At 56.2% G+C, this 22,611-nt stretch carries 18 protein-coding genes and 1 pseudogene; 11 read left to right on the top strand and 8 right to left on the bottom strand.

Going from position 1 to position 22,611, the window contains the following annotated elements:
- Nucleotides 1-11 precede the first annotated feature (11 nt).
- The 5 genes from RDA78_RS02630 (at nucleotide 12) to RDA78_RS02610 (ending at nucleotide 5,382) form a co-directional block, all read left to right on the top strand.
- The gene (locus RDA78_RS02630; protein WP_434053821.1) at nucleotides 12-770 is read left to right on the top strand and encodes a prephenate dehydrogenase/arogenate dehydrogenase family protein; all 759 of its coding nucleotides are present in this window, start codon (nucleotides 12-14) and stop codon (nucleotides 768-770) included.
- A gap of 346 nt (nucleotides 771-1,116) precedes the next feature.
- Nucleotides 1,117-2,067, top strand: coding sequence for a homocysteine S-methyltransferase family protein (locus tag RDA78_RS02625; RefSeq protein WP_434053820.1), 951 nt, complete (start codon nucleotides 1,117-1,119; stop codon nucleotides 2,065-2,067).
- Between the two features lie 404 nt (nucleotides 2,068-2,471).
- Nucleotides 2,472-3,923, top strand: coding sequence for a cytochrome-c peroxidase (locus RDA78_RS02620; RefSeq protein ID WP_434053819.1), 1,452 nt, complete (start codon nucleotides 2,472-2,474; stop codon nucleotides 3,921-3,923).
- Between the two features lie 135 nt (nucleotides 3,924-4,058).
- Nucleotides 4,059-4,790 (top strand): hypothetical protein, encoded by a 732-nt coding sequence (locus RDA78_RS02615; protein WP_434053818.1) that lies wholly within the window; start codon nucleotides 4,059-4,061, stop codon nucleotides 4,788-4,790.
- Between the two features lie 94 nt (nucleotides 4,791-4,884).
- Nucleotides 4,885-5,382 (top strand): GNAT family N-acetyltransferase, encoded by a 498-nt coding sequence (locus tag RDA78_RS02610; RefSeq protein WP_434053817.1) that lies wholly within the window; start codon nucleotides 4,885-4,887, stop codon nucleotides 5,380-5,382.
- Nucleotides 5,383-5,721: 339 nt separating this feature from the next.
- Here RDA78_RS02610 and RDA78_RS02605 read toward each other — a convergent pair whose 3' ends face one another.
- Both RDA78_RS02605 and RDA78_RS02600 read right to left on the bottom strand, forming a co-directional pair.
- Nucleotides 5,722-7,281 carry a winged helix-turn-helix domain-containing tetratricopeptide repeat protein gene (locus RDA78_RS02605; protein WP_434053816.1) on the bottom strand — a complete coding sequence of 520 codons (1,560 nt, stop codon included), beginning with the start codon at nucleotides 7,279-7,281 and terminating at the stop codon, nucleotides 5,722-5,724.
- Nucleotides 7,282-7,499: 218 nt separating this feature from the next.
- Entirely contained in the window at nucleotides 7,500-9,086 is a 1,587-nt protein-coding gene (locus RDA78_RS02600) for a winged helix-turn-helix domain-containing tetratricopeptide repeat protein (protein WP_434053815.1), read from the bottom strand.
- Nucleotides 9,087-9,451: 365 nt separating this feature from the next.
- On the opposite strand from RDA78_RS02600, the gene RDA78_RS02595 reads away from it, so the two are divergent.
- Nucleotides 9,452-10,405 (top strand): homocysteine S-methyltransferase family protein, encoded by a 954-nt coding sequence (locus tag RDA78_RS02595; protein WP_434056091.1) that lies wholly within the window; start codon nucleotides 9,452-9,454, stop codon nucleotides 10,403-10,405.
- A 169-nt stretch (nucleotides 10,406-10,574) separates the two neighbouring features.
- The gene (locus tag RDA78_RS02590; RefSeq protein ID WP_434053814.1) at nucleotides 10,575-11,624 is read left to right on the top strand and encodes an AfsR/SARP family transcriptional regulator; all 1,050 of its coding nucleotides are present in this window, start codon (nucleotides 10,575-10,577) and stop codon (nucleotides 11,622-11,624) included.
- 517 nt (nucleotides 11,625-12,141) lie between these two features.
- Here RDA78_RS02590 and RDA78_RS02585 read toward each other — a convergent pair.
- The gene (locus RDA78_RS02585; RefSeq protein ID WP_298987163.1) at nucleotides 12,142-13,110 is read right to left on the bottom strand and encodes an alpha/beta fold hydrolase; all 969 of its coding nucleotides are present in this window, start codon (nucleotides 13,108-13,110) and stop codon (nucleotides 12,142-12,144) included.
- Between the two features lie 112 nt (nucleotides 13,111-13,222).
- Here RDA78_RS02585 and RDA78_RS02580 point away from each other — a divergent pair, with 112 nt between their 5' ends.
- Nucleotides 13,223-14,194, top strand: coding sequence for a GlxA family transcriptional regulator (locus RDA78_RS02580; protein WP_434053813.1), 972 nt, complete (start codon nucleotides 13,223-13,225; stop codon nucleotides 14,192-14,194).
- Nucleotides 14,195-14,253: 59 nt separating this feature from the next.
- On the opposite strand, the gene RDA78_RS02575 is transcribed toward RDA78_RS02580, so the two are convergent.
- On the bottom strand, nucleotides 14,254-14,886 hold the full coding sequence (locus RDA78_RS02575) for a TetR/AcrR family transcriptional regulator (RefSeq protein ID WP_434053812.1): 633 nt from the start codon (nucleotides 14,884-14,886) through the stop codon (nucleotides 14,254-14,256).
- 149 nt (nucleotides 14,887-15,035) lie between these two features.
- On the opposite strand from RDA78_RS02575, the gene RDA78_RS02570 reads away from it, so the two are divergent.
- Nucleotides 15,036-16,049: an alpha/beta hydrolase family protein gene (locus RDA78_RS02570; protein WP_434053811.1), complete on the top strand. Its 1,014-nt coding sequence runs from the start codon at nucleotides 15,036-15,038 to the stop codon at nucleotides 16,047-16,049.
- Nucleotides 16,046-17,014: an alpha/beta hydrolase family protein gene (locus RDA78_RS02565; protein WP_434053810.1), complete on the top strand. Its 969-nt coding sequence runs from the start codon at nucleotides 16,046-16,048 to the stop codon at nucleotides 17,012-17,014. Before RDA78_RS02570 ends, RDA78_RS02565 begins: the two co-directional genes overlap by 4 nt.
- A gap of 527 nt (nucleotides 17,015-17,541) precedes the next feature.
- Here the strand turns inward: RDA78_RS02565 and RDA78_RS02560 are convergent.
- The 4 genes and pseudogenes from RDA78_RS02560 to RDA78_RS02545 all read right to left on the bottom strand — a co-directional run.
- Nucleotides 17,542-18,915, bottom strand: a complete 1,374-nt coding sequence (locus RDA78_RS02560; protein WP_434053809.1) for an aspartate aminotransferase family protein — start codon at nucleotides 18,913-18,915, stop codon at nucleotides 17,542-17,544.
- Between the two features lie 20 nt (nucleotides 18,916-18,935).
- Nucleotides 18,936-20,420 carry an NAD-dependent succinate-semialdehyde dehydrogenase gene (locus RDA78_RS02555; protein WP_434053808.1) on the bottom strand — a complete coding sequence of 495 codons (1,485 nt, stop codon included), beginning with the start codon at nucleotides 20,418-20,420 and terminating at the stop codon, nucleotides 18,936-18,938.
- Between the two features lie 114 nt (nucleotides 20,421-20,534).
- On the bottom strand, nucleotides 20,535-20,876 hold the full coding sequence (locus RDA78_RS02550; protein WP_434056090.1) for an Lrp/AsnC family transcriptional regulator: 342 nt from the start codon (nucleotides 20,874-20,876) through the stop codon (nucleotides 20,535-20,537).
- Between the two features lie 51 nt (nucleotides 20,877-20,927).
- Nucleotides 20,928-21,023: pseudogene (locus tag RDA78_RS02545) on the bottom strand (winged helix-turn-helix transcriptional regulator); the annotation flags it as partial.
- Between the two features lie 63 nt (nucleotides 21,024-21,086).
- Here RDA78_RS02545 and RDA78_RS02540 point away from each other — a divergent pair.
- A complete protein-coding gene (locus tag RDA78_RS02540; RefSeq protein ID WP_434053807.1) occupies nucleotides 21,087-22,475 on the top strand; it encodes a PLP-dependent aminotransferase family protein in 1,389 nt (462 codons plus the stop codon).
- Nucleotides 22,476-22,611 lie beyond the last annotated feature (136 nt).

Below are 22,611 nucleotides of genomic sequence, written 5' to 3'. Positions count from 1 at the left end.
TGAACACGGGAATGATCGAAACACTTGGGATCGTCGGCTACGGACAGTTCGGTGCTTTCCTTGAAAAAATTGCCGAACGTTTTGCGCCCGGGATCCGTGTCCGCATTCATTCCAGACGTGCAGAACCAGACGAAGACAGGTTCTTTTCTCTCGACGCGGTTTGCCGGAGCGACGTGGTAATAATCGCATCCTCGATCGCTCAGTTTGCTGCAACCCTGGAGGCCGTTGTCCCCAGGCTGGGAAAGCGCAGTGTGCTGGCGGATGTGGCAACTGTGAAGTTACATACGGCAGAGCTGCTGAAAGAACACGCAGCTCGATCTGAACGGCCTTTGCGGTATGTCGCGACCCATCCGATGTTCGGGCCACACAGCTATTCTAAGGTCGGCCAGAGCCTGCAAGGACTGCGCATCGTTCTAACAGATCACTCGCTTGATCCGGCTGTCTATGATGACGTCAAGGTTGCATTGAATGCGGTTGGACTGGTCGTACTGGAGATGTCGGCGGACCAGCATGATCGGGCTTTGGCGGAAACTCTTTTTCTCACGCATTACATTGGCCAGGTTGTCACGCACGGCGACTTCCTGCGCACCGAGATAGACACGTTGTCCTTTGGATTTCTGATGGATGCGGTCGAGAGCGTGCGTCAGGACGGAGACCTGTTCCGCGACGTATTCCGCTTCAATCCGCACTGCCGAGCGGTCGTAAAACGGTTCGAGATAGCAGAGGCCAAAGTCGCAAGAATGTTGGAAACGTTCGATGCGGATGGATGACTCATCTCAGTGCACGCGAGTGCGAGCCACTCGCCCAGCTCTGGTGACCACAGTGAACCGCTGAGCGACCTGAACACGGTCACTATTCAAATAACTGGATCTAATACTATCGCAGTCACAGTCGCTCGGAGCGGTTGTTTGAAGCGCGTGCCGACACACCCCTTCCGATCTCGCTGCGGCTCTCTCTCGCGAGGCGTGAACATCGATGGCTTCGTCAAGATTGATCGCCGGGACGCTGATTTAGCGAAAATTTGACGTTTCAATCCGACCTCAACCGGTATTTGTGACGGAGGCAAAACGGTCTCTTCCCAATTCTTCTCCTGTCAACGCGCAGAGGAGAAGCGACATGAAAGAGCTTTCAAAGACCCTACCGCAGATGAGCGGCGACCTCTTTGTAACGGATGGGGGTATCGAAACCACGTTGATGTTCGATTATGGGATCGACCTGCCACTTTTCGCTGCTTTCCCTTTGTTGTCGACGGAAGATGGCCGTGAAGCGCTACGCCGCTATTACCGAAGCCACGCTTCTGTTGCGGCTGCACACGGAACCGGCTTCGTGTTTGAAAGTGCGACCTGGCGGGCAAGCCCCGACTGGGCCGAGAAGCTTGAAGTCAGCTTGGAAGATTTGATCGCGCTCAATCAAAGCTCAGTTTCCTTGATGGCGGACCTGCGGACAGAATTTCCCGGACTGAAATGCGTATTGTCAGGGTGTATTGGACCACGTGGTGACGGTTACGTGCCCGGAGAGGTCATGCAGCCGTCGGAAGCAGAGGCCTATCATGCCGTTCAGGTCAGTGCCTTCGCCGCGACAAGCGCGGATCTGGTGACGGCGATCACCATCAACAACACCCCGGAAGCAATCGGTATCGTTCGCGCCGCGCAAGGGTACGGTATTCCTGTTGTGATCTCGTTCACCGTTGAAACCGACGGGCGCTTGCCAACCGGTCAGCCCCTTGGCGATGCGATCAACGAAGTGGATGCAAAGACCGACTTCGGCCCAGCCTATTTCATGCTGAACTGCGCCCATCCGGACCACTTCCGAGAGACATTGCGCACAGGTGGCGAGTGGCGCAACCGGATCTGCGGAATACGCGCCAACGCCTCGCGTCTCAGCCATGCCGAACTCGACGAGGCTGAAGAACTCGACGATGGCAACCCCGTCGAGACCGGACGCGACTATGCCGACCTCAAGAGCTTTATGCCGCAACTGGTCGTGCTCGGCGGATGCTGCGGAACGGATCATCGGCATATCGAACAGGTGTGCCTGGCGGCCAAGAAAAACCTGAGCGCTGCTTAGCGCAAAAAGGTCGGCCGCTCGAGAAGCGAAATCAAGAACCCCGAGGAAAGAAAATGAAACGATCAAGTTGGCCTCTCGCCGGGCCACTGGTCCTGGCGCTCGCAATCGTCTCCGGTCTCGCAGTTGCGCTTGAAGGCGATCCGCAGGTCGGTGGTGGATGTGGAAGTTCCCTAAATCATTCAAATGAATTTCTTGTGGAAGGGACCAAGCCTGGATCGCAAGTGACCGGCATGCTGCCGGGCGCGGCCGTATCCAGTCCCGCTCGGCGCGGAGCTTCGATGAAGACGTTGTATTTTTCAATAGATCCGCGCCATCGGCCTGCATGGTGGCGGTCCGCTGGAGCTGCTCGCCGAGGCGACGAGGGCAGATATTCACGACTTCAAAAGCGATGAAGGAAAGGCATGATGCCCCGTATTTCCCTGAAAGCTATTCTGGTGTCCGGCTCTTACCTGGCAGCGATGGTACCCGCAGAAGCGGGCGAATTGCCAAATCCGCTGGAAGATGCCGACTATCTCTACGATGGTGCCGCGGATCCCGATGTGGTCGAACTCGGCCGAATGCTCTTTTTTGATCCGATCCTGTCGGGTAACCGGAACATATCATGCGGTACCTGCCACGATCCGAGCCGCGGCACTGGTGACGATCTGGCTCTGTCGATCGGCGAGGGCGGTGAGGGTTTCGGAGCGGTTCGCCGCACTGGCCCCAGTGGTGTGACAGGACGCGTTCCGCGAAATGCACAGCCGCTTTACAACATTGGCGCACGCTCCTACCGAGCCTTTTTTCATGACGGCCGGCTGGAGCCCGACCCGGCCGGCGTGTTCAAGAGCGGCTTCTGGAGCCCCGCTCGTGAGCATCTGCCGGAAGGGCTCGACAATCCGCTCGCGGCCCAGGCGATGTTTCCAGTGCTTTCACCCGTCGAAATGGCCGGGCAAAAAGGCGAAAACCCAGTGGCGACAGCGGTCGCCGAGGACCGGCTGGCCGACGCCTGGAACCTTTTGGCAAAGCGGCTTTCCGGGATCGGCGAATATCGCGAAATGTTCCGCGAAGCTTTTGATTCCAGTGAGGTCTCGTTCGTTCAGGCAGCCAACGCCCTTGCAGCGTTTCAGGCTACCGCCTTCAGGTCAAATGGCAGTCCGTTCGAACAAACACTGCGTGATGGTGAATTTGCCAGACTGAGTGACGGCGTCTGGGCCGGCATCGATTTGTTCTACGGACGGGCTGGGTGTGACAGCTGCCATTCCGGACCGCTCATGACAGATCACGGATTTCACGCGATCGCAATGCCGCAGACCGGCCCTGGAAAGGGACATGGCAGCGACACAAGTTACTGGCGCGCGAGCGGCTTCATGGATCGCCTGGAGGATGAGGGGCGTTTTCGTGTCACCTTTGAAAGAGAGGACCTCTTCTCTTTCAGAACCCCGTCATTGTTGAACGTCGCCCTTACCGGGCCCTGGGGACACTCGGGGGCCTATGACACGCTCGAAGGTATCGTTCGGCATCATCTGGCACCAAAAGCGTCTCTGGAAGCATATGACGGCACAGAATTACCGGTTCTCGACGCCGTCATCGAGCAAACGGGCAAAGGATCGAAGTTGATCTTCAGACCAATGAACCCGGCCCGCCGCAATGCTTTCGATCGCCGCGATACTTGGGTCCAAACAAATGAGCGTCTGACAAACCGTATTGCCGAAGCAAACGACCTTGAAGCGATAGAACTCAGTGACGAAGAAGTCGGGCAACTGGTCGCGTTCCTTGAAAGCCTCACCGATCCGGCGATGCGCGATCGGCGGGATTTGATTCCGGCGCGCGTGCCTTCCGGCCTGCCTCCGCAGCCGCCGCCTCAAAGAAGCCGATAACGAGAACCTTCAAACACTGTTCCGGTGACACGTTGCAGACACCGGACCTTGTCGGGTCCGCAAGAGGCGGACCATTAGGCTCAGGACCCGCGGCTTGGTCCGAGCACCCAACATGTAACTCAGGAAGGAAATCACATGAAACGTACACTTCTGGCGCTATCGCTTGCGCTTTCGACCACGCTGCCCTCAATGGCCGACGATGCCGTTCAAATGGTTTCAGCCAATGCGGCCTATGACATGGATGAAAGCATGTCACTCGCCTTTATTTTTCACATTGATGAAAAGCTGGCCGAGCAGGATGTTTTCTTTGAAAAGGTCGCAGGATCGGGCGAGGTGTTTCGTCCAACCGGCGCGACGAGAAACATGGATGCCCCGCTTTTTGCACCTGCTGACGCCGTTCCGCATACTCCGCTCCAAGTAGAGAACACGGGCCCTTGGCCGAGAGGCAAGGCTCTCGGCATCACTCTAGGTGAGTGGTTCTCGGCCAAGGGAACCGGAAACTACTCTTGTTCGAACGGCACCGGGATCGTGAACCTCCAGTTTGAGAACCTTGTTCCGAATGGCCTCTACACTGTCTGGCATGACTTTGCGATCTGGCCGCCGACCGAGCCCTTTCTCGGCTTTTATGACACACCGCTCGGCTCCCGGGACGGGACCGAGAATGTTTTCACCGCTGATGAGAGCGGCAACGCAAAATTCGTTCGCGAGATCACGCCCTGCCTCCAGTTAACAGGCGAGCAGCTGATTTCCGAATTGGCGATCGCATGGCATAGCGATGGCAAGACGCATGGCCCCCTGACAGGTGAGTTTTCCACCCAGACTCATGTGCAGATGTATGTGCCGCTTCCAAAGCGGACCGGCCTTTGAACATTGAGAGACTGGTCTGACGCAATTGATCGGACCTATTCTTAAAAGAAAGCGGCCGTTCCGTGAGCGGCCGCCGCGCCCTGAGGAGGGTTTCATGAACTACACGATACGCCACGCCGAGCCTGCTGATGCGTCGGGACTTCATGCGATCCTGACAAGCCCGCACGTTGTTCAAGGATCAATGCGGTTGCCTTATATGCGGCTCAAAAACACTGAGGATCGCTTGTCTGCAGATCCGAACACAGTTCAGATCGTCGCCGAAGATGGCGGCAAAGTCATCGGTTTCGCAGAGCTCGTTTTGCACCAAAACGTGCCACGCGCCGCGCATGCCGCTGAGCTCAACATGGTCGTCACAAAAGAAGAGCAGCAGGGCAACGGCGTTGCGCGTACCCTGATCAAGGAGGTAATCCTGCTCTGTGACGGATTTTACCGGATCAGACGCCTCAGCCTGGTCGTTTGGGTGGACAACGCACGCGCCATCGAACTTTATCGCTCACTCGGTTTTGAAGAGGAGGGACGCATGCGGGACTACGTTTGCACCGAAAATGGATATTGTGACGCTCTCCAAATGGCTCGGATCTCATCAAATTGAAACGCCTGCCTGTTTTATTTAGCGAATGCCAGTCATCGCTTTAGGAGAGATTTGAAAAACCCGCGCTGGAGACAACGAAGCTTCTATTATTATTTTGGATCAACAGTTTAGCTTGGCTGGTCGAGAAGGTCTGGCAACTAGCTGCATCCAAATCGGCGCCGTCGTCTGACTGACTTGAGGCCTGTTCCAAAGTCGGACAGTCAGCTTGCAGTTCTCCACCGCCAGTAGCGTTCACACATAGTTCCGACGGCCAATGAGGGCAGAAGGAGACTTCAATCTGGCGACGTGCAGTTCGGTTCACACCAAATCCGCAGTTTCCGAGATTTTTCGGTGTGACCGTTACAATTGTCGCTCGAGCACTCTGGCTTTGTGAAAGCCAGCTTTCCAGTGATCTCTGTCTTGCTCTTTCTGAAAGAAGCGGTCCACTACAGCCAGGAAGCTGCAGAAATCAAATTTTGAGGGACGTGAGCGGTTGAACTCCAGCGCATGTTGACATGCTTTCTCATCGTCGCCAGACAGAGCGTAGCAAGCTGCCATATAAGCCAGAACATGAAGGCTCGGCTTGTCCCATTGCTCGAACGCCGCAATGGCGTCATCATATCGACCAAGCAGAAAACAGGCCTCGATCACACCTTCCAGATAATACGAGGGACACAGCGGATCCAGCCGCATCGCCGTTCTGTGAAAATCGAGTGCTGTCTCATGCTCACCGGCTGCGCATTGAATCAACCCGCGCGTATGGATTGCTTCTGTTGAATAAGGATTGATTTCGAGGGCTGACTGGCTGAATTGCAAGGCGCGTCTGCAGTCTCCTGACAGGGCAAGACCCAGAGCCGCTTTTGCCACGACGCGCTCGTCGTCGTTGCTTAGAGAAATGGCATGGAGTGCGTGCTTCGCTGTTTTGCTGATGATTTCCTCGTCGTGGCGTGCGTCTTCAAACCCGGCATATCCGAGCAAGACAGAAAGATGCGCGTGCGCCAGTGCGAAATCACCATGCTTCTCAATCAGTTTCTCAAGGTCGATGGCAACGTTTGCCGCTGTTTTCCCCTGACGCAGGGGCCATACCAACCGCAAATAATTCTGGAACAGATTCAATTTAGTGGATGTTGCATCGGTGTTCCTTGAAGCAATTTCTCCATGAATGCGTGTTGGGAGCGCGGCTGCAATCGATCGTGCGACGCTGTCCTGGATTTCAAATGACGTCAGAGCTGACCCTTCGAAACGGTCAGTCCACAGGTATTCGCCGCTCCGCAGATCTATGATCCGATAGTTGACCCTGATGGTTTCCGTTGATTTCTGGACAGATCCTTCGACAGCATACTTAAGACCCAGCCGCTCACTGATCTCTTCAAGCTGCACGTCTGTCCCGCCGATAGCGAAGGCAGACGTTTTGGCGATAACCGTTATGTCACTGCACCTTGAGAGAGCCGTCGTGATTTCCTCCGTCAGCGTCTCAGCGAAAAAATCTGATGCTGGTTCAGTGGTGAAATCTCGAAAGGGAATCACGACAAGCCGGGGAGCGTCCTGAGCAGGTTTCGCCCATAGCCCCGTTGCCAGATCGATGTTCTTCTGAAACTCAGGCTCGATGCTGCCCTCGGCAAGATCGGCCACGAACCGTAATCCCCTTCGGTGGATCGTTTTGATAAAGAGCTGTTTTTTTCCATCGTCGCCGAGCGTTGATCGCGCCTGGCTAATTCTGCTCGCAACAGCTGCTTCGGAGATAAATCGACCGTTCCAGACTGTCTGGATGATTTCGTCTCTTGTGACCACCCTGTGCGCATTTTCGACAAGAAGCAGCAGCAGCGTGAGTACCTGCGGCTCCACGGCTACTGGAGCGCCATTCTTGCGCAGCTCAAATTGCTCCCGGTCGAGTTCGTATGCGCCGAATTTGTAGGTCATCTCAGGTCGAAAGCATCTGTCACAGCATCAAACCCAGAACCTCGGCCGGATTGATATGCTTCATCACGCTCAACTGTTTCAAACACACACCCCCGGACCGTTGCGAGTTTTGTTTTTCGAATGTACCGGGACGACCAAGAGACATCAAATTACCGGCAATCTTGCCATGCCATGCCATGAAGCAATTTCGGCCCACATGATAATCAAGATCAACAGGCTCAGGAGCCAGGCGGGCCTTTGTCTTGAGACATATCGGGAACGAAAGTTCCGAGCATGAACTCGGACAACTTCTTGAAATCCCGCTGATCTGCAAAAGGGTAAGCGCGGTTCAAAAAAGCCGCGTTCAGCTCGGGACGCGCTGCCAGCGCTTCTGCGAGTGCAACAGCGGCTGCCTTTTCTTGACCGAGCGCCGTCAACGCTGCCGCTTCAGCTGCTTTGGCCCAATGTGGCGCATTTGGCATTCTCAAGGACCTTTGAGCCCAGGAGAGCGCAACGTCGGCTCGATCAATGATCAGATTGGAAAAACACAGCAAGACGCAAACGGACCATCCCTGCGGATCGCGCGGACTGAGTTCGAGCACCGTTTCGAAATGCCTGATTGCAGCTGGTGCCCTCCCGCTTAAAGAAAGGGAATAGCCCTTTCCAAAATGGCCATAAGCGTGATTGTGGTTTCGGGCAATCGCTTCGTCATAGGCGGAGATGGCTTCATCATACTCCTGACGTGCCAGGTGAGACCTTCCGAGTGCGACATATGAAAAGGCATCACGCTGATCCAGCTGGACAGCCTGGTGGGCGGCGGCAAGCGCCTGGTCAAGAGCATCGATCTCCATTACGCCTTCCTTGTAGGCATGGCACAAGGCGTAAGCCAATCCGGCGTGCGCAAGAGCATAATCCGGATCTCGGCTGCATGCGGTTTTGAGAACCGAAACAGCTTCTTTATGCAGGCCGCTCTTTTGTTGCCACAAGAGCCAAAGGCCCTTTTGCGTGCTTTCCCAGGTCGTCAGATCCGTTACGGGCTTTCGCCGAATTCGGTCTCTTTCGGCCGACAGCAGTTCGGGCTCAATCGCCGCGACAATTCGATCCGTGATGTGATCAAGATTTTGCAAGGATGCCTGCTCAAGTTCCCAGCGCTCGCTCCAGATCTGGGTTTGGGATCCGGTGGAGACGATCGATACCTGCAAGCGCCACGCCGTCTGAAGGCGTCGAACACTGCCTTCAACAACATAGTCCGCTGCCAACCCTTCGATCGCCAGGTCCAGGTCTTTCTGGCTAAGGCCCGCGAGCCCAAAGGAACTCAGTCGCGAAATGACACGGAGCTCCCGAAAACGGGACAGTCCGGTTATAATGTCATCGCAGATACCGTCGATGAGCCAGTCAAAGTCCAGATCAGCCGGCATCGCCGAAAACGGGAGGACGACAACAACCGGGTCCTGATCCTTTGCTTCGCTGTCTGCCACGTCCTGCGGTCCGGCGGACGGTGTCCCCACTGAGCCCGGGAATGTCGTCGGTTCAAATTGAAACCGGAACCCCTGCTTGTAGAGCGTGCGCAGAAAGCGTGGCTTTTTCGACCCTTCACCAAGCGCCTTTCGGACCTCGCTGATCCTGCTCGAGACGGCGGCCTCGGAGATGAACCGACCATCCCAGATCTTTTCAATGATCTCGTCTTTGGAGACGACGCGATTGTGATTTTCGACCAGCAACAGCAGCAGCGAAAAGACCTGCGGCTCCAGACTCACCAGTTCAGAGTCGCGGCGAAATTCGCGCTTTGCAGCATCAAGTTCAAATTCCTCAAATCTGTAAATCATCTGTTGGAAATCTGGGCCCGGGTTCCGTAGTTCCTCAAAATACATGAGTTTCGTGCGCATCGAAATGTTTCAAGGACGCGATGCTCATACATCGCTTCTGCCAAGGTGCAAGAAGACCTCTCAGAAGAAGCGGCGCAGCAGCTCAAACCGTTCACTCTCTTCGAGAAAGTGTCGAAACCAGAAAATCCAAAGGAAACCCAAAGGAATCCTGAAAGTCTTCTTTCCGCGGACGCACTAAGTCTCAATCCACAGTTCTCCGGAACCAAAACACAAAGATCTGTTCCACCAGCTCGCAGCCAACCGGTTTGCGACACAGGCGGGTTTTGTGCGGTCTGAATGTGTGACAGCGAAAGGTCTACGACATGATCCCGAAGTACAGAAACAAACTGCCTCAACTCGGGAACCGGGAATTCCTGACAGACGGGGGGCTGGAAACCTGGATGGTCTTTCAGGAAGGCCTGGATCTTCCCGCGTTTGCGGCCTTCACGCTTCTGAACAGCAAAAAGGGCCGTGCCGCGCTCGACCGCTACATGATGAATTTCGGGCGGATCGCGGTGCGCCACCAGCTTGGGTTTATCATGGATACGCCGACCTGGCGGGCCAGCAGCCGGTGGGCCGATGACCTGGGCGTTTCAGTCCAGGATCTAAAAGAAATCCACAAGCAGGCGATCATGTATCTCCTGTCGCTGCGGGAATGGCTTGAAACCGATACCTCACCCTTTGTCCTCAACGGCGTTCTCGGACCGCAGGACGATGGCTACAATCCCAGGCACCTGATGACGGTGAGCGAAGCCCGGGGCTATCACGCCCAGCAGATCGACTGGTTCTTCGAATTTGCCACCGACATGGTGTCCGCGATCACGATGACCTATGTCGAAGAAGCGCTCGGAATTGCGCTGGCTGCGAAGCAGCGCGGCATGCCGTCTGTAATATCCTTCACGTTGGAAACCGATGGCCATTTACCGAGCGGCCAGAGCCTCGGTGACGCGATCCGCCAGGTTGATCTGGAGACCGGCGAAGCGCCCGCCTATTACATGATCAATTGCGCACATCCGGATCATTTTGTCGATGTTCTGAAAGGCCGTGGTCACTGGGTGCAGCGCATAGGCGGCGTAAGGGCAAATGCGTCCCGGCTGTCTCATGAAGAGCTGGACAATGCCGAAGAACTCGACGACGGCAATCCGGAAGAACTGGCATCCCAGTATCTGGAACTCAGGCGGCTCCTGCCGCAGGCAACCGTCCTTGGCGGCTGCTGCGGAACGGACCATCGCCACATAGGGGCAATCGCCGTGACCTGCAATTGTTGCCACGCGCATTGATGCATTCACGGCAGTGAAGCCCGTGGTTCGCTCGCGCCGCTCGGTATGGAACGCGATTGCACCCTGTAGCCGGCCGAGCGTCTCTGCAAACCATCTCATGAACCGCCAAACTTGCAGCGGATTTTCTTCGATGCGCTGAGCTTGATCGCGATCGGAAAGAGGCAAGAACATGAATAACGTGCTGAAATTTGCCGTCCCCATCTCTGCTCTTGGGCCACTTTTCCCAGCTGAAAAGGCCAGCCGCCCGACGGTCCCGGATCGCGACAAGATCCTTGAAATCCGGCTGATGGGCAGACTGGATATTCGGTTTCATGGACAAACGCTGGTTCTGCCAACCCGGCATACCGCTTTTCTGATTGCTGTTCTTGCTCTTGAGGGGCGCCTGCAACGTGAAACGCTTGCAGCGCGCTTTTGGGGAGAACGCGGGGAGGCTCAGGCGCGTGCCTCCCTGCGGCAGACGATCTATCACGCCAATAAGGCGCTCGCGCATGTCGGGGCGGCGACACTTGACGTGGATCGCCAGTCTGTCGGCTTGAAGGGCGGGGCATTTCAAACTGATGTTCAGACGCTTCTTGCAAATCTGGAGACCGACCCGGTCGCGGCAGCCGCCAGGTTTGCTGGAGAGCTCTTTGGCAATACCGGCCGGGTTGGCGCTACCTTTCAGGAGTGGCTTGATACCGAACGCAGATCCTTTTCTGAAAAGATCACGAGACGCCTGGAAAACGCCTCGGCAGCTTGTCTCGCCAAAGAGAACTGGTCGGGCCTGGAGGAGCTTGCCTCATGGCGCCTAGACCAAGATCCCTATAATGAATGTGCCTTGCGGCATTGCATGGAAGCGCTTTTTCAAACGGGTCGGCGAGGTGCCGCGCTCGTCTTGTTCGAAGACGTCAGAACCAGACTGCAATCATCGCTTCAGGTCGAACCGGAAGCAGAAACCCTTGAGCTGCGCGGGCGCATCGCAGCGCGGTACGACGGCCCCTCTGAAGAGCGCACCCATGGTGCAGATAAACCTACGCTGCCAGGGGACAGCGACACAGGGGGCATTACACTGATCGGGACAACGCACACCTTCGTCATCCGCAATCTGTTGGACAAGGCGAAATCGAAACGAGACCTCAGCAACCTGCTTGAAGAAATTGTCCGCTGCGGGTCAGAGCAATTGCGGGAACAGGCCGGTCAGGCAATTACGGACATAGTGCGGGATAAGGGCCAAGGTTGACTTGGAGCCTAAAGAGAATGCGTCAATTGCACGGGTTTTTCGTGTCAACGCCTTCTAACTGAATTTATGAAGGTCAAGGGCTCATACCGCTTCTGCGATAGGCAAGCTGGCCGTCAATTATCTGAAAATGCGGACACCGATGCGAACGTCTGCTTCTGCAACGTACCAGGCGGGAACGAGCCAGTCCTCTAACGGCTCCATTTTGGTCATTCGTTTGAACCGCAACGAAAGTCAGCTTGAGTGTCATGGTCGCAGCCTAGTCGAGTGCCCGCGCGTCGTCTACGGCACTGTCAATGGCGATGGCGAGACATTGTTCGTCTTTGGTGCTTCCCGACTAGTGGAGTGTCAAAGCGGCCAAACGATGCAACGCCCTCAAAGGCGCTTTGGGCTTGGTGCAGACATTCGCACAATTTTCGCTAATGACCCCTCTGCGGACTTTGCTGCCGCTCGATGCAACGGTACAAATGATCTATTTGCGAAAGCAGCGGAGGACATTTTCCTCCGCTGCTAGCCGAGATCACGCTTCGATGAACGACAATAGATCGGCGTTCACCTGCTCGGGATGGGTCGCAAAGAACCCATGGGACAGCCCGTCATAGACCTTCAAAGTCCCATTCTTCAGAAGCTTGACGGCTTTCTCAGCCGAGTTCGCTATCGGCACCACCTGGTCGTCGGAGCCGTGCATGACAAGTACCGGCACATCGATCGCCCTGAGGTCTTCGGTCTGGTCGGTTTCTGAGAACACCGCGATACATTGGTAGTGCGCTGAAGCGCTCCCCATCATGCCTTGACGCCACCAGTTCTGGATCTGGCCCTCGCTGACTTCCGCGCCCTCGCGGTTGAACCCGAAAAACGGCCCAGAAGGAACATCAAGGTAGAACTGGGCACGATTTGCAGCCAAGGCCGAACGGAACCCGTCAAAGACCTCCATCGGAATTCCGTCTGGATTGGCATCCGTCTGAAGCATCAGAGGTGGAATTGCCCCAAGCAAGGCGGCCTTCGCTACGCGTCCCGGCTCGGCGCGGGCAACATAGCGCGCCGCTTCACCGCCGCCGGTGGAGTGGCCAATGTGGATAGCATTCCTGAGGCCCAGATGCCGCGTCAGTTCGGCAACATCCGCGGCATAGGTATCCATATCATGCCCGATATGTGTTTGGCTGGACCGGCCATGTCCACGGCGGTCGTGGGCAATGACACGGTAACCTTTTGAGGCGAAGAACAGCATCTGGTTGTCCCAGTCGTCGCTCGAAAGCGGCCAACCGTGGTGGAAGACAATGGGTTGAGCGTCTTTCGGACCCCAGTCCTTGTAGAAGATTTCTGTTCCGTCGTTTGTGGCGAAGATAGACATATCCTGAATTCCTTTCTGTTCGGGTTGAGTTTGAGAGAGGGCGATGGATGGAAGTGCCAGGAGGAACGAAGCGGCCGTTCCCGTCAGCAGCACTTCGCGCCGGTTCAGGGTGAATTTGGTGTTGGTCCGTTTAGTCATTGGTACAGCTCCAAAGCGCGTGTCGTGGTTTCGACAAGATGAGATTTAGGCGGTTCAATCGACATTCAGGATTGGCGTAATTGACAAACACCAAGGCAAAACTGACAATCGTATGATGCGATGCGTTGCCGAAATCGGGCTTTTGGCCTATCCGGACTGTCAGCTATCCTCGATCCACGGGCTGACTGACCTGTTCCGGATCGCGACCGAGTGGACCGCCGAAACCGGACGATCATTTATCCGTGTCACCCATTGGCAGCGCGATGCGCACTCCCCGGATGGGTCGCTGGTTTGCACTTGGGACAGTCACCCAGGTGCGATGCATAGGCTCGATTACATCATCCTTCCGCCTAGCATCGTGATGCCCGAACAAATGGCCGAAATGGCGCAGGAAGCTGCGTGGCTAAAGGACCAGCATAGTTCCGGCACGAGGATCGGCTCTGTCTGCGCCGGTGCCTTCGTGCTCGCCGCGAGCGGACTACTCGACGGGCGTCGGGTGACCACCCACTGGGCCTTCGCCGGGCAACTTGCGGATTGCTTTCCGGACATTGACGTTGCTGACCAGCATATGATCCTCGATGATGGCGACATAATTACAGCAGGCGGTATTCTGGCGTGGACGGATCTCGGTCTGACGTTGGTCGAGCGACTGATGGGACCGAGCGTTATGCTTGCCACGGCGCGGTTTTTGCTGATCGATCCGCCGCGCAATTCGCAACGACCCTTTGCGCAATTTCTGCCGCCCTTCGGGCACGGCGACGATGCTATCCTTCGGGTGCAGCACCATATTCACGCGCGACCCGCTGACGCTCACAGCTTGATAGAGCTCTCGGGCATCGCGGGACTCGGCGAACGGACATTCCTACGCCGGTTTTCGGCTGCAACCGGCTTCAAACCCACCGGTTACATTCAGAACGTTCGTATTGCCAAGGCACGCGAAGGGCTTGAATTGACGCGCCGCACGGTCGACGAAATCGCCTGGGAGGTTGGCTACGAGGACCCGTCAGCCTTCCGGAAAGTTTTCAAGAAACTGATCGGGATTCAGCCAAACGCCTATCGAATGCGCTTCGGCGTCACGGTTTGAGCCTGCGTTAGGACAGATGCAGACCTCATGAAGCTACATATTGGCTATCCATTGTTCTCTTAGGCACCATGACCACCCGACACTTCCGCGCCATATCGCAGTCCCTTGATAAAGAGATCAACCATGCGGCGGATATGGTCCACACCATCATCGCCGGAGGCAACTGAGAGGTTCCCTATAGCTCGCAACAAGTCGTAGGGTGCGACGTCGCCATCGATGTCTCTAGCTTCCGTGGCACGGTCCAGCAATGCGGCGAGGGCGGGTTCGAAATTCTCCCGAAAGTAGTTTGGTAGTGCCGCGAATGCAGGGTCGCCAGAATGCAGGGCAGACGCGAGCCCCTTTTTGGTTGCAATGAACTGCGTATAGCGATGCAGCCACAACGACAGTGCCTCAATCGGGGGGTGCACGTCCGATAGTGCTACCGCCTCGGCAACACAGGCATCTACCTCTCGACGAAAGACGCCAGCGACTAAGTCGGCACGCTTTGGAAAGTTCCGGTAAACGGTGCCGATTCCCACCCCGGCTACATCGGCGACCTCACGCACCGGGGCATCTACGCCGGATGCAGCAAAAACTCTCTTTGCGGCTTCCAGAAGGGCGTCCGTGCTGCGCTGCGCATCAGCGCGTAGCTTTTTCTCCTTGGTAGCCGACGATTTGGCGCCCTCAGTTGTGGCTGTCTTTTCTCGACTCAAACGACTCTCCAATCATGAAAGCGGAACAATCGTCCGTTTTATATTGACATACGGAACGCTGTTCCGTATACCCATTCGGATCAGTGTTCCGTTTTATTTCTCAACGTGGCACGCATGACCAGAATTTTCAATGGAAAGGATCGCAGATCATGTCTTTGTCAACCAAAAGCACCCCGGCCGTCATCACGTTCGGTCCAATCGCATTGTCCGCTCCTGACCGGGGTCAGGACCTCCATATGCGTGTCTCAGCTCCGGCTGTTGGTACAAACTTGCCCGTTATTCTGATGGCGCACGGATTTTCAAAATCCCTTCGGGACTATGCTCCGCTGGTGGATTTCTGGACGGCGCATGGCTTTGCCGTGATCCAGCCAACATTCCTGGACTCTGCCACACTCGGCCTTGCGCCTGATGATCCACGAACGCGGGACATCTGGAAGCATCGCGTTTCTGATATGAAGCGCATTCTAGATCATCTGGATCAGATCGAAGACACCGTGCCTAACCTCAACGGACGGCTCGACCAGACCCGGATTGCCGCCGTTGGCCATTCTTACGGCGGACAAACCGTCGGGATGTTGCTGGGTGCGCGTGTCATCGCGTCCGATGGGACCATCGGTGACGACATGTCGGATCCGCGCATCAAGGTTGGCGTCCTACTCTCGACCACAGGTCTTGGCGGCGAGTTTCTCACATCATTTGCCGCCGAACACTTTTCGTTCATGACCCCCAGTTTCACCGAATTGACGACGCCTGTACTGGTCTTCGCCGGGGACAAGGACGACTCGCCGCTCAGTACACGCGGGCCGGACTGGTTTACGGATGTCTACACCCTCAGCCCCGGTGCGACGGCTCTGGTCACTCTGTTTGGCGGCGAACATCTGCTGGGAGGGATCACGGGCTACGGCGTGACAGACACGACCGACGAAAGCCCGGCGCGTGTTTCCGCCGTCCAGGGACTGAGCACAGCATATCTGCGCAGTGCGCTGTATGATGACGAAACCGCCTGGTCCAACGCTGCGAAAGCGTTCGCAGACAACTCTGATCCGCAAGGTCACATCGAAAAAAGTCTGCCATCAAGACGCCCGCGGCAGCCCTGGCATCCTAGCGCCTCCAAGCCTCACCCCATGGAAACCCTCGGAACTGAAAGGAATTTGGAGCCATGAACAACCTCATTACCGGCGCCAGTAACATACCCATAAATGAAGCAACCCAGACCATTTCGATCAGCCCGGTAACCTTGCAGGCTCCGGATCGTGGCGTGCCACTGGAAATGCGGATCACCGCGCCAGTGACAGGTAGCAATCTGCCCATTGTCCTGCTGTCGCATGGGCACGGGCCTTCTCTCTATATCCCGTCAAAGGACGGCTATGGCCCGCTGGCGAACTTCTATGCGGAGCATGGGTTTGTCGTGATCCAACCGACCCACGTGAACTCAAAGGTTGCCGGATTGGCTTCCGACGCGCCGGGTGGCCCTTTGTTCTGGCGCTCGCGTGTCCAAGACATGTCGATGATCTTGGATCATCTCGATGATATTGAGGCATCGGTTCCAATCATTGCCGGACGTCTCGAACACAGCAGAGTCGCTGCGGTCGGGCATTCCCTGGGCGGGCAGACGGTTGGCATGTTGCTCGGCGCCCGTTTGACCGATCCCAAGGACCCCGACGCAGTGGACGTCAATATGATCGACCCGCGCATCAAGGCTGGTGTCCTCTTAGCCGCGCCGGGAAATGGTGGTGACAGCCTCAGCGACAATGCGAGGGCGAACTATTCGGCACTGAACCCGGACTTCTCCCATATGACAACGAGAACGCTTGTGGTCGCGGGGGACGCCGATTTGGCCGCGCATCTCACTACGCGCGGCGCGGATTGGTACCAGGACCCCTTCCGCGAGGGTCCTGGCGCTGAAGCTATTCTGACTCTGATCGGTGGAAAACATGGGCTTGGCGGCGTCTCGGGCTATGACGCGAAAGAAACCAGTGACGAGGACCCTGATCGCCTGGCTGTGGTTCAGCGCATGACATGGTCCTACTTGCGTTCAGCGTTTGATGAAAATGATCAAACCTGGTTGGACGCGTGTCGTGCACTGGAGAGTCGTGCCAGCGCTCACGGTCGCATCGATCTCAAATGAGAGGTGCTTTCAAATGAGATTCTGGCGTGTTTAAGGAACTTCACAGGAACGCGACCGTATCAGGCATGAAAGGTACAGTTGCATTCAAAGCAGTAAACCTACAAAACACAGCGAAGCTGACATTGGCTGCGGTGCGGAAATTTAGAAGAATGGGCTCGTTCCGGGCCTTCGCTGCGCAATGTAGGAATGTCAGCTTCGGGCCGGAAGTAACCATGTCAGGAATCGGCAGGAAGCGGACGTTCGCTGCGCCGCGAACCTACGGCGGCCGTGCGGTCAAAACGGTCTTTAATAACGGACGCTTTACGGAGATCTGGGTTCAGAACAACAGTTGAAGAGATCAAAGCAAGGCCAGTACGAAAGGCGACGTGGTACGAACACCGTCACATGCGATCGAAGGGAACAATTCAGGTTCAACGAAATGTCTTACCCTAAAGTCACAGAGGCTATCGACGCGCCGAGTTGCATTTGCTCTGACGCCCCGACACGTCTGACGCATGACTCTATGGCAGCAAAGAAAACAAGCGGGTCTAGCCAAAGTCGGTTGACGCAACCGCACGGCATGTGGCCTCGACGATCCTATCGGTTTCATCGTGCGTCAGACATAACGGTGGCGCGAAGCCCAGGATGTCGCCTTGCGGCATGGCTCTTGCGACGACGCCTTCCGCCAAAAGTGCGCCTGCGACTTTTGCGCCGATGCCATTGCCGGGCTCAAAGAAGGAACGCGATGCAGGATCACGCGCAAACTCAATGGCGCAGAGCAATCCCTCGCCACGAATGTCCGCAACATGTGGATGATTGCCAAGGGCTTTTTGTAGCCCGGCATTCAGATAAGCGCCGATGGTTCCTGCGTTGGTCACCAGGTCCAGCTTGTCGATCAATTGCAGGTTGGCAATTCCGGCCGCCGCTCCAATGGGATGCGCGGAGTACGTCCATCCGTGACCGATGGGACCGTTTTCGTCTGTTCCCTGTTCCAGGATGGCCCACATCTTGTCGGACACGATCGAACCGGACAGCGGTGCGTAGGCCGACGTCAGGCCTTTTGCGATTGTGATGATGTCCGGCTGCAATCCGTAGTGCTCTGAACCGAACTTACTCCCGAGCCGCCCGAAGCCTGTGACCACTTCATCAGCGATCAGCAGAACATCGTACTTGTTCAAAACCTCCTGGATGGCAGCCCAGTATCCGTCCGGCGGTGGCACGATGCCGCCCGTTCCGAGGATGGGTTCGCCAATGAACGCGGCAATCGTCTCGGGCCCCTCGTCAAGGATAAGTTCTTCGAGACGGGCGGCGCACCAGCCGGAAAATTCCTGTTCGCTCATGCCGGCCTCGGGGCGACGCAGGTAATACGGTGCTTCGGTATGAATGACCTGGGCAAGCGGCAGATCGAATTTCTTGTGAAAGAGCTCAAGCCCGGTGAGTGACCCGGTCATCAAACCCGATCCGTGATACCCCCGCCACCGGCTGATAATCTTCTTCTTTTCTGGACGGCCAAGGATATTGTTGTAGTACCAGACAAGCTTAATGTTGGTCTCGTTCGCGTCCGAGCCGCCCAGTCCGAAATAGACCTTTGACATATGATCGGGCGCGCGATCCAGGATCATTTTGGCAAGCGTGATCGATGCTTCCGTGCCGTGGCCCACATAGGCATGGTAGTAAGCCAGCTCTTTAGCCTGTTCGGCAATTGCATCAGCAATTTCCTGGCGGCCATAACCCACGTTGACGCAATAAAGACCCGCGAATGCGTCCAGCAGACGCTTCCCATCACGGTCTTCGATGTAAACCCCTTCTCCACCCGTAATGACGCGAGACAGCGTCTCGCCGCGTGCGTGGTTGGCCAGATGCGTTGAGGGGTGAAAGAAGTTGTCGCGATCCCATGCGGCCAGTTGATCATTCGTCAGCATGTTGTTGTTCCTTGCCTTTGTCACGCCCAATCGCGGCAGACATACTTGATTTCTGTGAAGGCCTCGAGCCCTTGTCTGGCGCCTTCGCGTCCGAGCCCGGATTGTTTGACGCCGCCGAAGGGGATCGGCGCGCCGGTGATTTTTGTCCGGTTCACGGCGACCATGCCGAATTGCAAAGCCCGGCTCATCCGATAAATCCGGCGCGGATCCTGGGTGTGGACATACGCGACCAGCCCGTATTCAGAAGCATTTGCGATCTCGACCGCCTGGTCTTCAGTATCGAATGGTGAGATCGCTGCCACCGGACCAAAAGTCTCTTCGTTGAAGATCTTCGCGCTTGTTGGCACATCGCTGAGAACCGTGGCCTCAAAGAACAGAGGTCCCTTGTCCGATACCTGCCCTCCGAGCCGGCATCGAGCGCCTTTCGAAACAGCGTCTTCGACCTGTTCGATCTGCTTCGCGACAGCCGCCTCGTTCATCAGTGGGCCAAGGTCTGGATCGTTGATCCCCGCACCCATTGAAAGCGCCGCGGTGGCCCGGATGAAACGCTCGACAAAGGCATCATAGACGGGCCGGGCAATGAGAAAGCGGTTGGCTCCGAGGCAATCCTGTCCGGTCGTGGCGAATTTCGCGTTGATGGCTTCCCGCACAGCCAAGTCCAGATCGGCGTCTTCGAAAACGATAAATGGAGCATGCCCGCCAAGCTCAAGAACCAGCCGTTTGACAGTCTCAGCCGACCGGGCATAGAGCATCCGCCCGATTTCGGTGCTGCCGGTAAAGGAAAGCGCCCGAACCCGGGTGTCGGTCAGCCAGGGCTCGACCACAGTCTCGGGGTTTCCGGTCACAACATTGAAGACACCGCCCGGCAAACCCGCACGATCGGCGAGTTCGGCGAGTGCCAGCGCGGAAAAAGGCGTTTCCTTCGAAGGGTGGACAAGCACGCTGCAACCCGCGGCGATGGCGGCCGCGGCCTTGCGGGTGATCATCGCACACGGGAAATTCCAGGGTGTAATCAGGGCAGCGACACCGACAGGTTCGCGCCAAAGCTCAACTTCGGCTGTGTTCAGATGCGACGTGACCCCCTCGATATTGGGTCTGCGGGTTTCTTCTGCATAGAATTCGACAAATGAGGCAGCATAGTCGATTTCACCCCGCGCCTCCGAGATTGGCTTGCCTTGCTCGGCAGTCATGATTTGCGCGAGGTCCTCGCGATTGGCGACAATCAGATCATGCCAATTTCGCAGTTTTTCCGCCCGGTCCTGCGGCAGCGACTTTGCCCAGGATGTAAATGCACGATGAGCAACATCGACTGCGTTTGCGCTGTCCTCGCCGTCAATCGCTGCGACATGACCTAACAAATGCCCTGAAGCAGGATCAGTGACGCCGAATTCTTCTCTGCGGCGTCCGGCAGTCCACTGGTTTCCGACATACGCGAAACGCTTGAGCAGTGCAGCATCAGACAGATCAACCGCTGGAGCGTGGGTAAGGTCAGTTTCTGCGAGCATTGGTGCAACTCCTGGAACAAGGCTGCATCTTTGTTAGCGCGAAAAGTCGGAGTGGGTGTTTCTGATTGCAGGTCTTCGGGCAGACGATCTCTCCGAAATCGGCAGGGAAAGAGTTCATTTTTTCTGTGAGCCGTCGATGAGCGCAAAGGGAGGGGCGCTTGCCTTGACCGTCGATGTGACGATGTAGGTGAAGTATCGCGCAAGCTCGAGGTCGGCGTGCAGCAACTCGTCTATGAAGCGTTGATACGTATCCACGTCTTTGGTCACGACTTGTAGGACATAGTCGAATCCACCACCCAGTGCCCAACAGGCCGTGACTTCATCTCGTTGAACGACCTTGGCTTCGAAAGCCCGAAAATCCTGGGCTTTGTGCCGTTCCAGTTCGACAGTAACGAAAATCGTGACACTGGGGCCGAGAGCCGAGAGCTCGATGTCGGCACGGTAGCCTCGGATCAACCCTGAATTCTCCAACCGCTTCAAACGTTCCCAGCAGGGTGTCGGAGAGAGATTTACACGCTTTGCGAGCTCGGTTTTAGATATCCGGCCCTCGCGACTTAGGATGCGCAGGATTTCAAGGTCCCGATTGTCAAGTTGAGTGCTCATATCAAACCAATCCAAAATCGCTGTGCTCTTGTCAATTGTATTGGCGTCATTCAAGATAATATCATGACAAATTGGCCTATCCAAAAAGAAGATTTGGTGCGCCCAGCTTACCGCTCGCTTGCGAGAAAGATGGTTGAGGCAATCGAAAGCGGTGACTTAGCAGCTGGAACCCAACTCCCGACCCATCGGGCGCTCTCTTACGAACTGGGGCTCAGTGTTCAGACGGTCAGTCGTGCCTATGATGAGTTGAGCCGAATGGGGTTCATTGTCGGCGAAGTTGGTCGTGGGAGCTTCGTGCGTGGACGAAATGGCGATGCTCAGGTCCCGTGGAGCCGTTCCTCTGGTGGTTCGGACCTCATCGATTGTTCAATGCTCGTCCCGGTCACCGGCGATATACATGCACAGCACATGGCAAAAACCCTAGGCGAGTTGTCCAAGGATCCTCCCCAAGGCGCTCTCTTCTCGTTTCGACCGCGTTCGACTTTGGAGAGGCATGTCACCGAAGCCGCGCGCTGGATATCGTTAGGTGGTGTACAGGCAGCGCCCGATCGCATCATTCCTACGAATGGAAACACGGCGGCAATGTGCCTTGCGCTTCAGACCGCAGCCTTGCCAAATGAGTTGATTGTGACCGAGACTTTGGGTCATCACACGCTCAAATCTCTTACAACGACGCTGGGTCTTAGGCTCCAGGGTCTGGAAATCGATTCTGAAGGTATCGTGCCCGATGCGTTTGAGGCCGTATGCAGGAACGATGCCGTCAAAGCCTTGTTTTTAATGCCGTCTGGTCTTGGTCCGACTTGCGCATTTGCAGGTGCCGAACGCAGGCAGACCCTGTGTGACATTGCAAAGAGATATGGCGTCTGGATCATCGAAAGCGACGCCTGGGGCCCTATCAATCCTGAGCGCGCTCCCTCATTCGCCGAGTTGGCTCCTGAACGAACTTTTTATTTCACCGGGGTAACCAAGTGTTTGTTGCCGGGGTTGCGGCTTGGATGGTTGGTCGTCCCGGAAGCGATGATTTCAGCTGCGCGAAACCGGCATCTTGTCACGAACTGGATGGCGACTCCCCTTATGGCCGAGATCGCCACGCGGTGGATTGTGGATGGAACGGCACAGACCCTCTTGAGCTGGCAAAGAAAAAATCTCCACCGCAGAAATGCGATCGTGAAATCAAAATTCGGGTCGTTGGATTTTGCCTCTTCGCCATACGGATTGCACGTTTGGCTTCCGCTTCCAGAACCATGGAAAGCACAGGATTTCGTTGAGCACGCCCGAAACGAGGGAGTGGCGGTGGCCTCGTCCTCGAATTTTCGAACGGGCGAGTTGGCTGCTCCTGAAGCTGTCCGCGTCTGTGTGGGCGTCGGGACCGAGCAGAAGCTTGCACAAGGGCTGAGCATTGTTGCCCGATTGGCAGGCAGTTTGCCCGAGCCGGCACTGCTCGGGACCTGAATTCTTCGAAAAACACTAAAGAAAATTGTCATGAGTTAATAATAAAATTGACATGATTTAATTTCCGCAGAAGCATTGGCAGCGTCAGGGCTGGATGACGTGTCATGCGCCCTCGGATTTATGGTCAGCCGGTCAG

Source organism: Roseibium sp. (assembly GCF_051016195.1).
Classification (GTDB): Bacteria; Pseudomonadota; Alphaproteobacteria; order Rhizobiales; family Stappiaceae; genus Roseibium.
The sequence above is the reverse complement of the archived record's forward strand: the minus strand, read 5'-3'. Positions and strand labels throughout refer to the sequence as shown.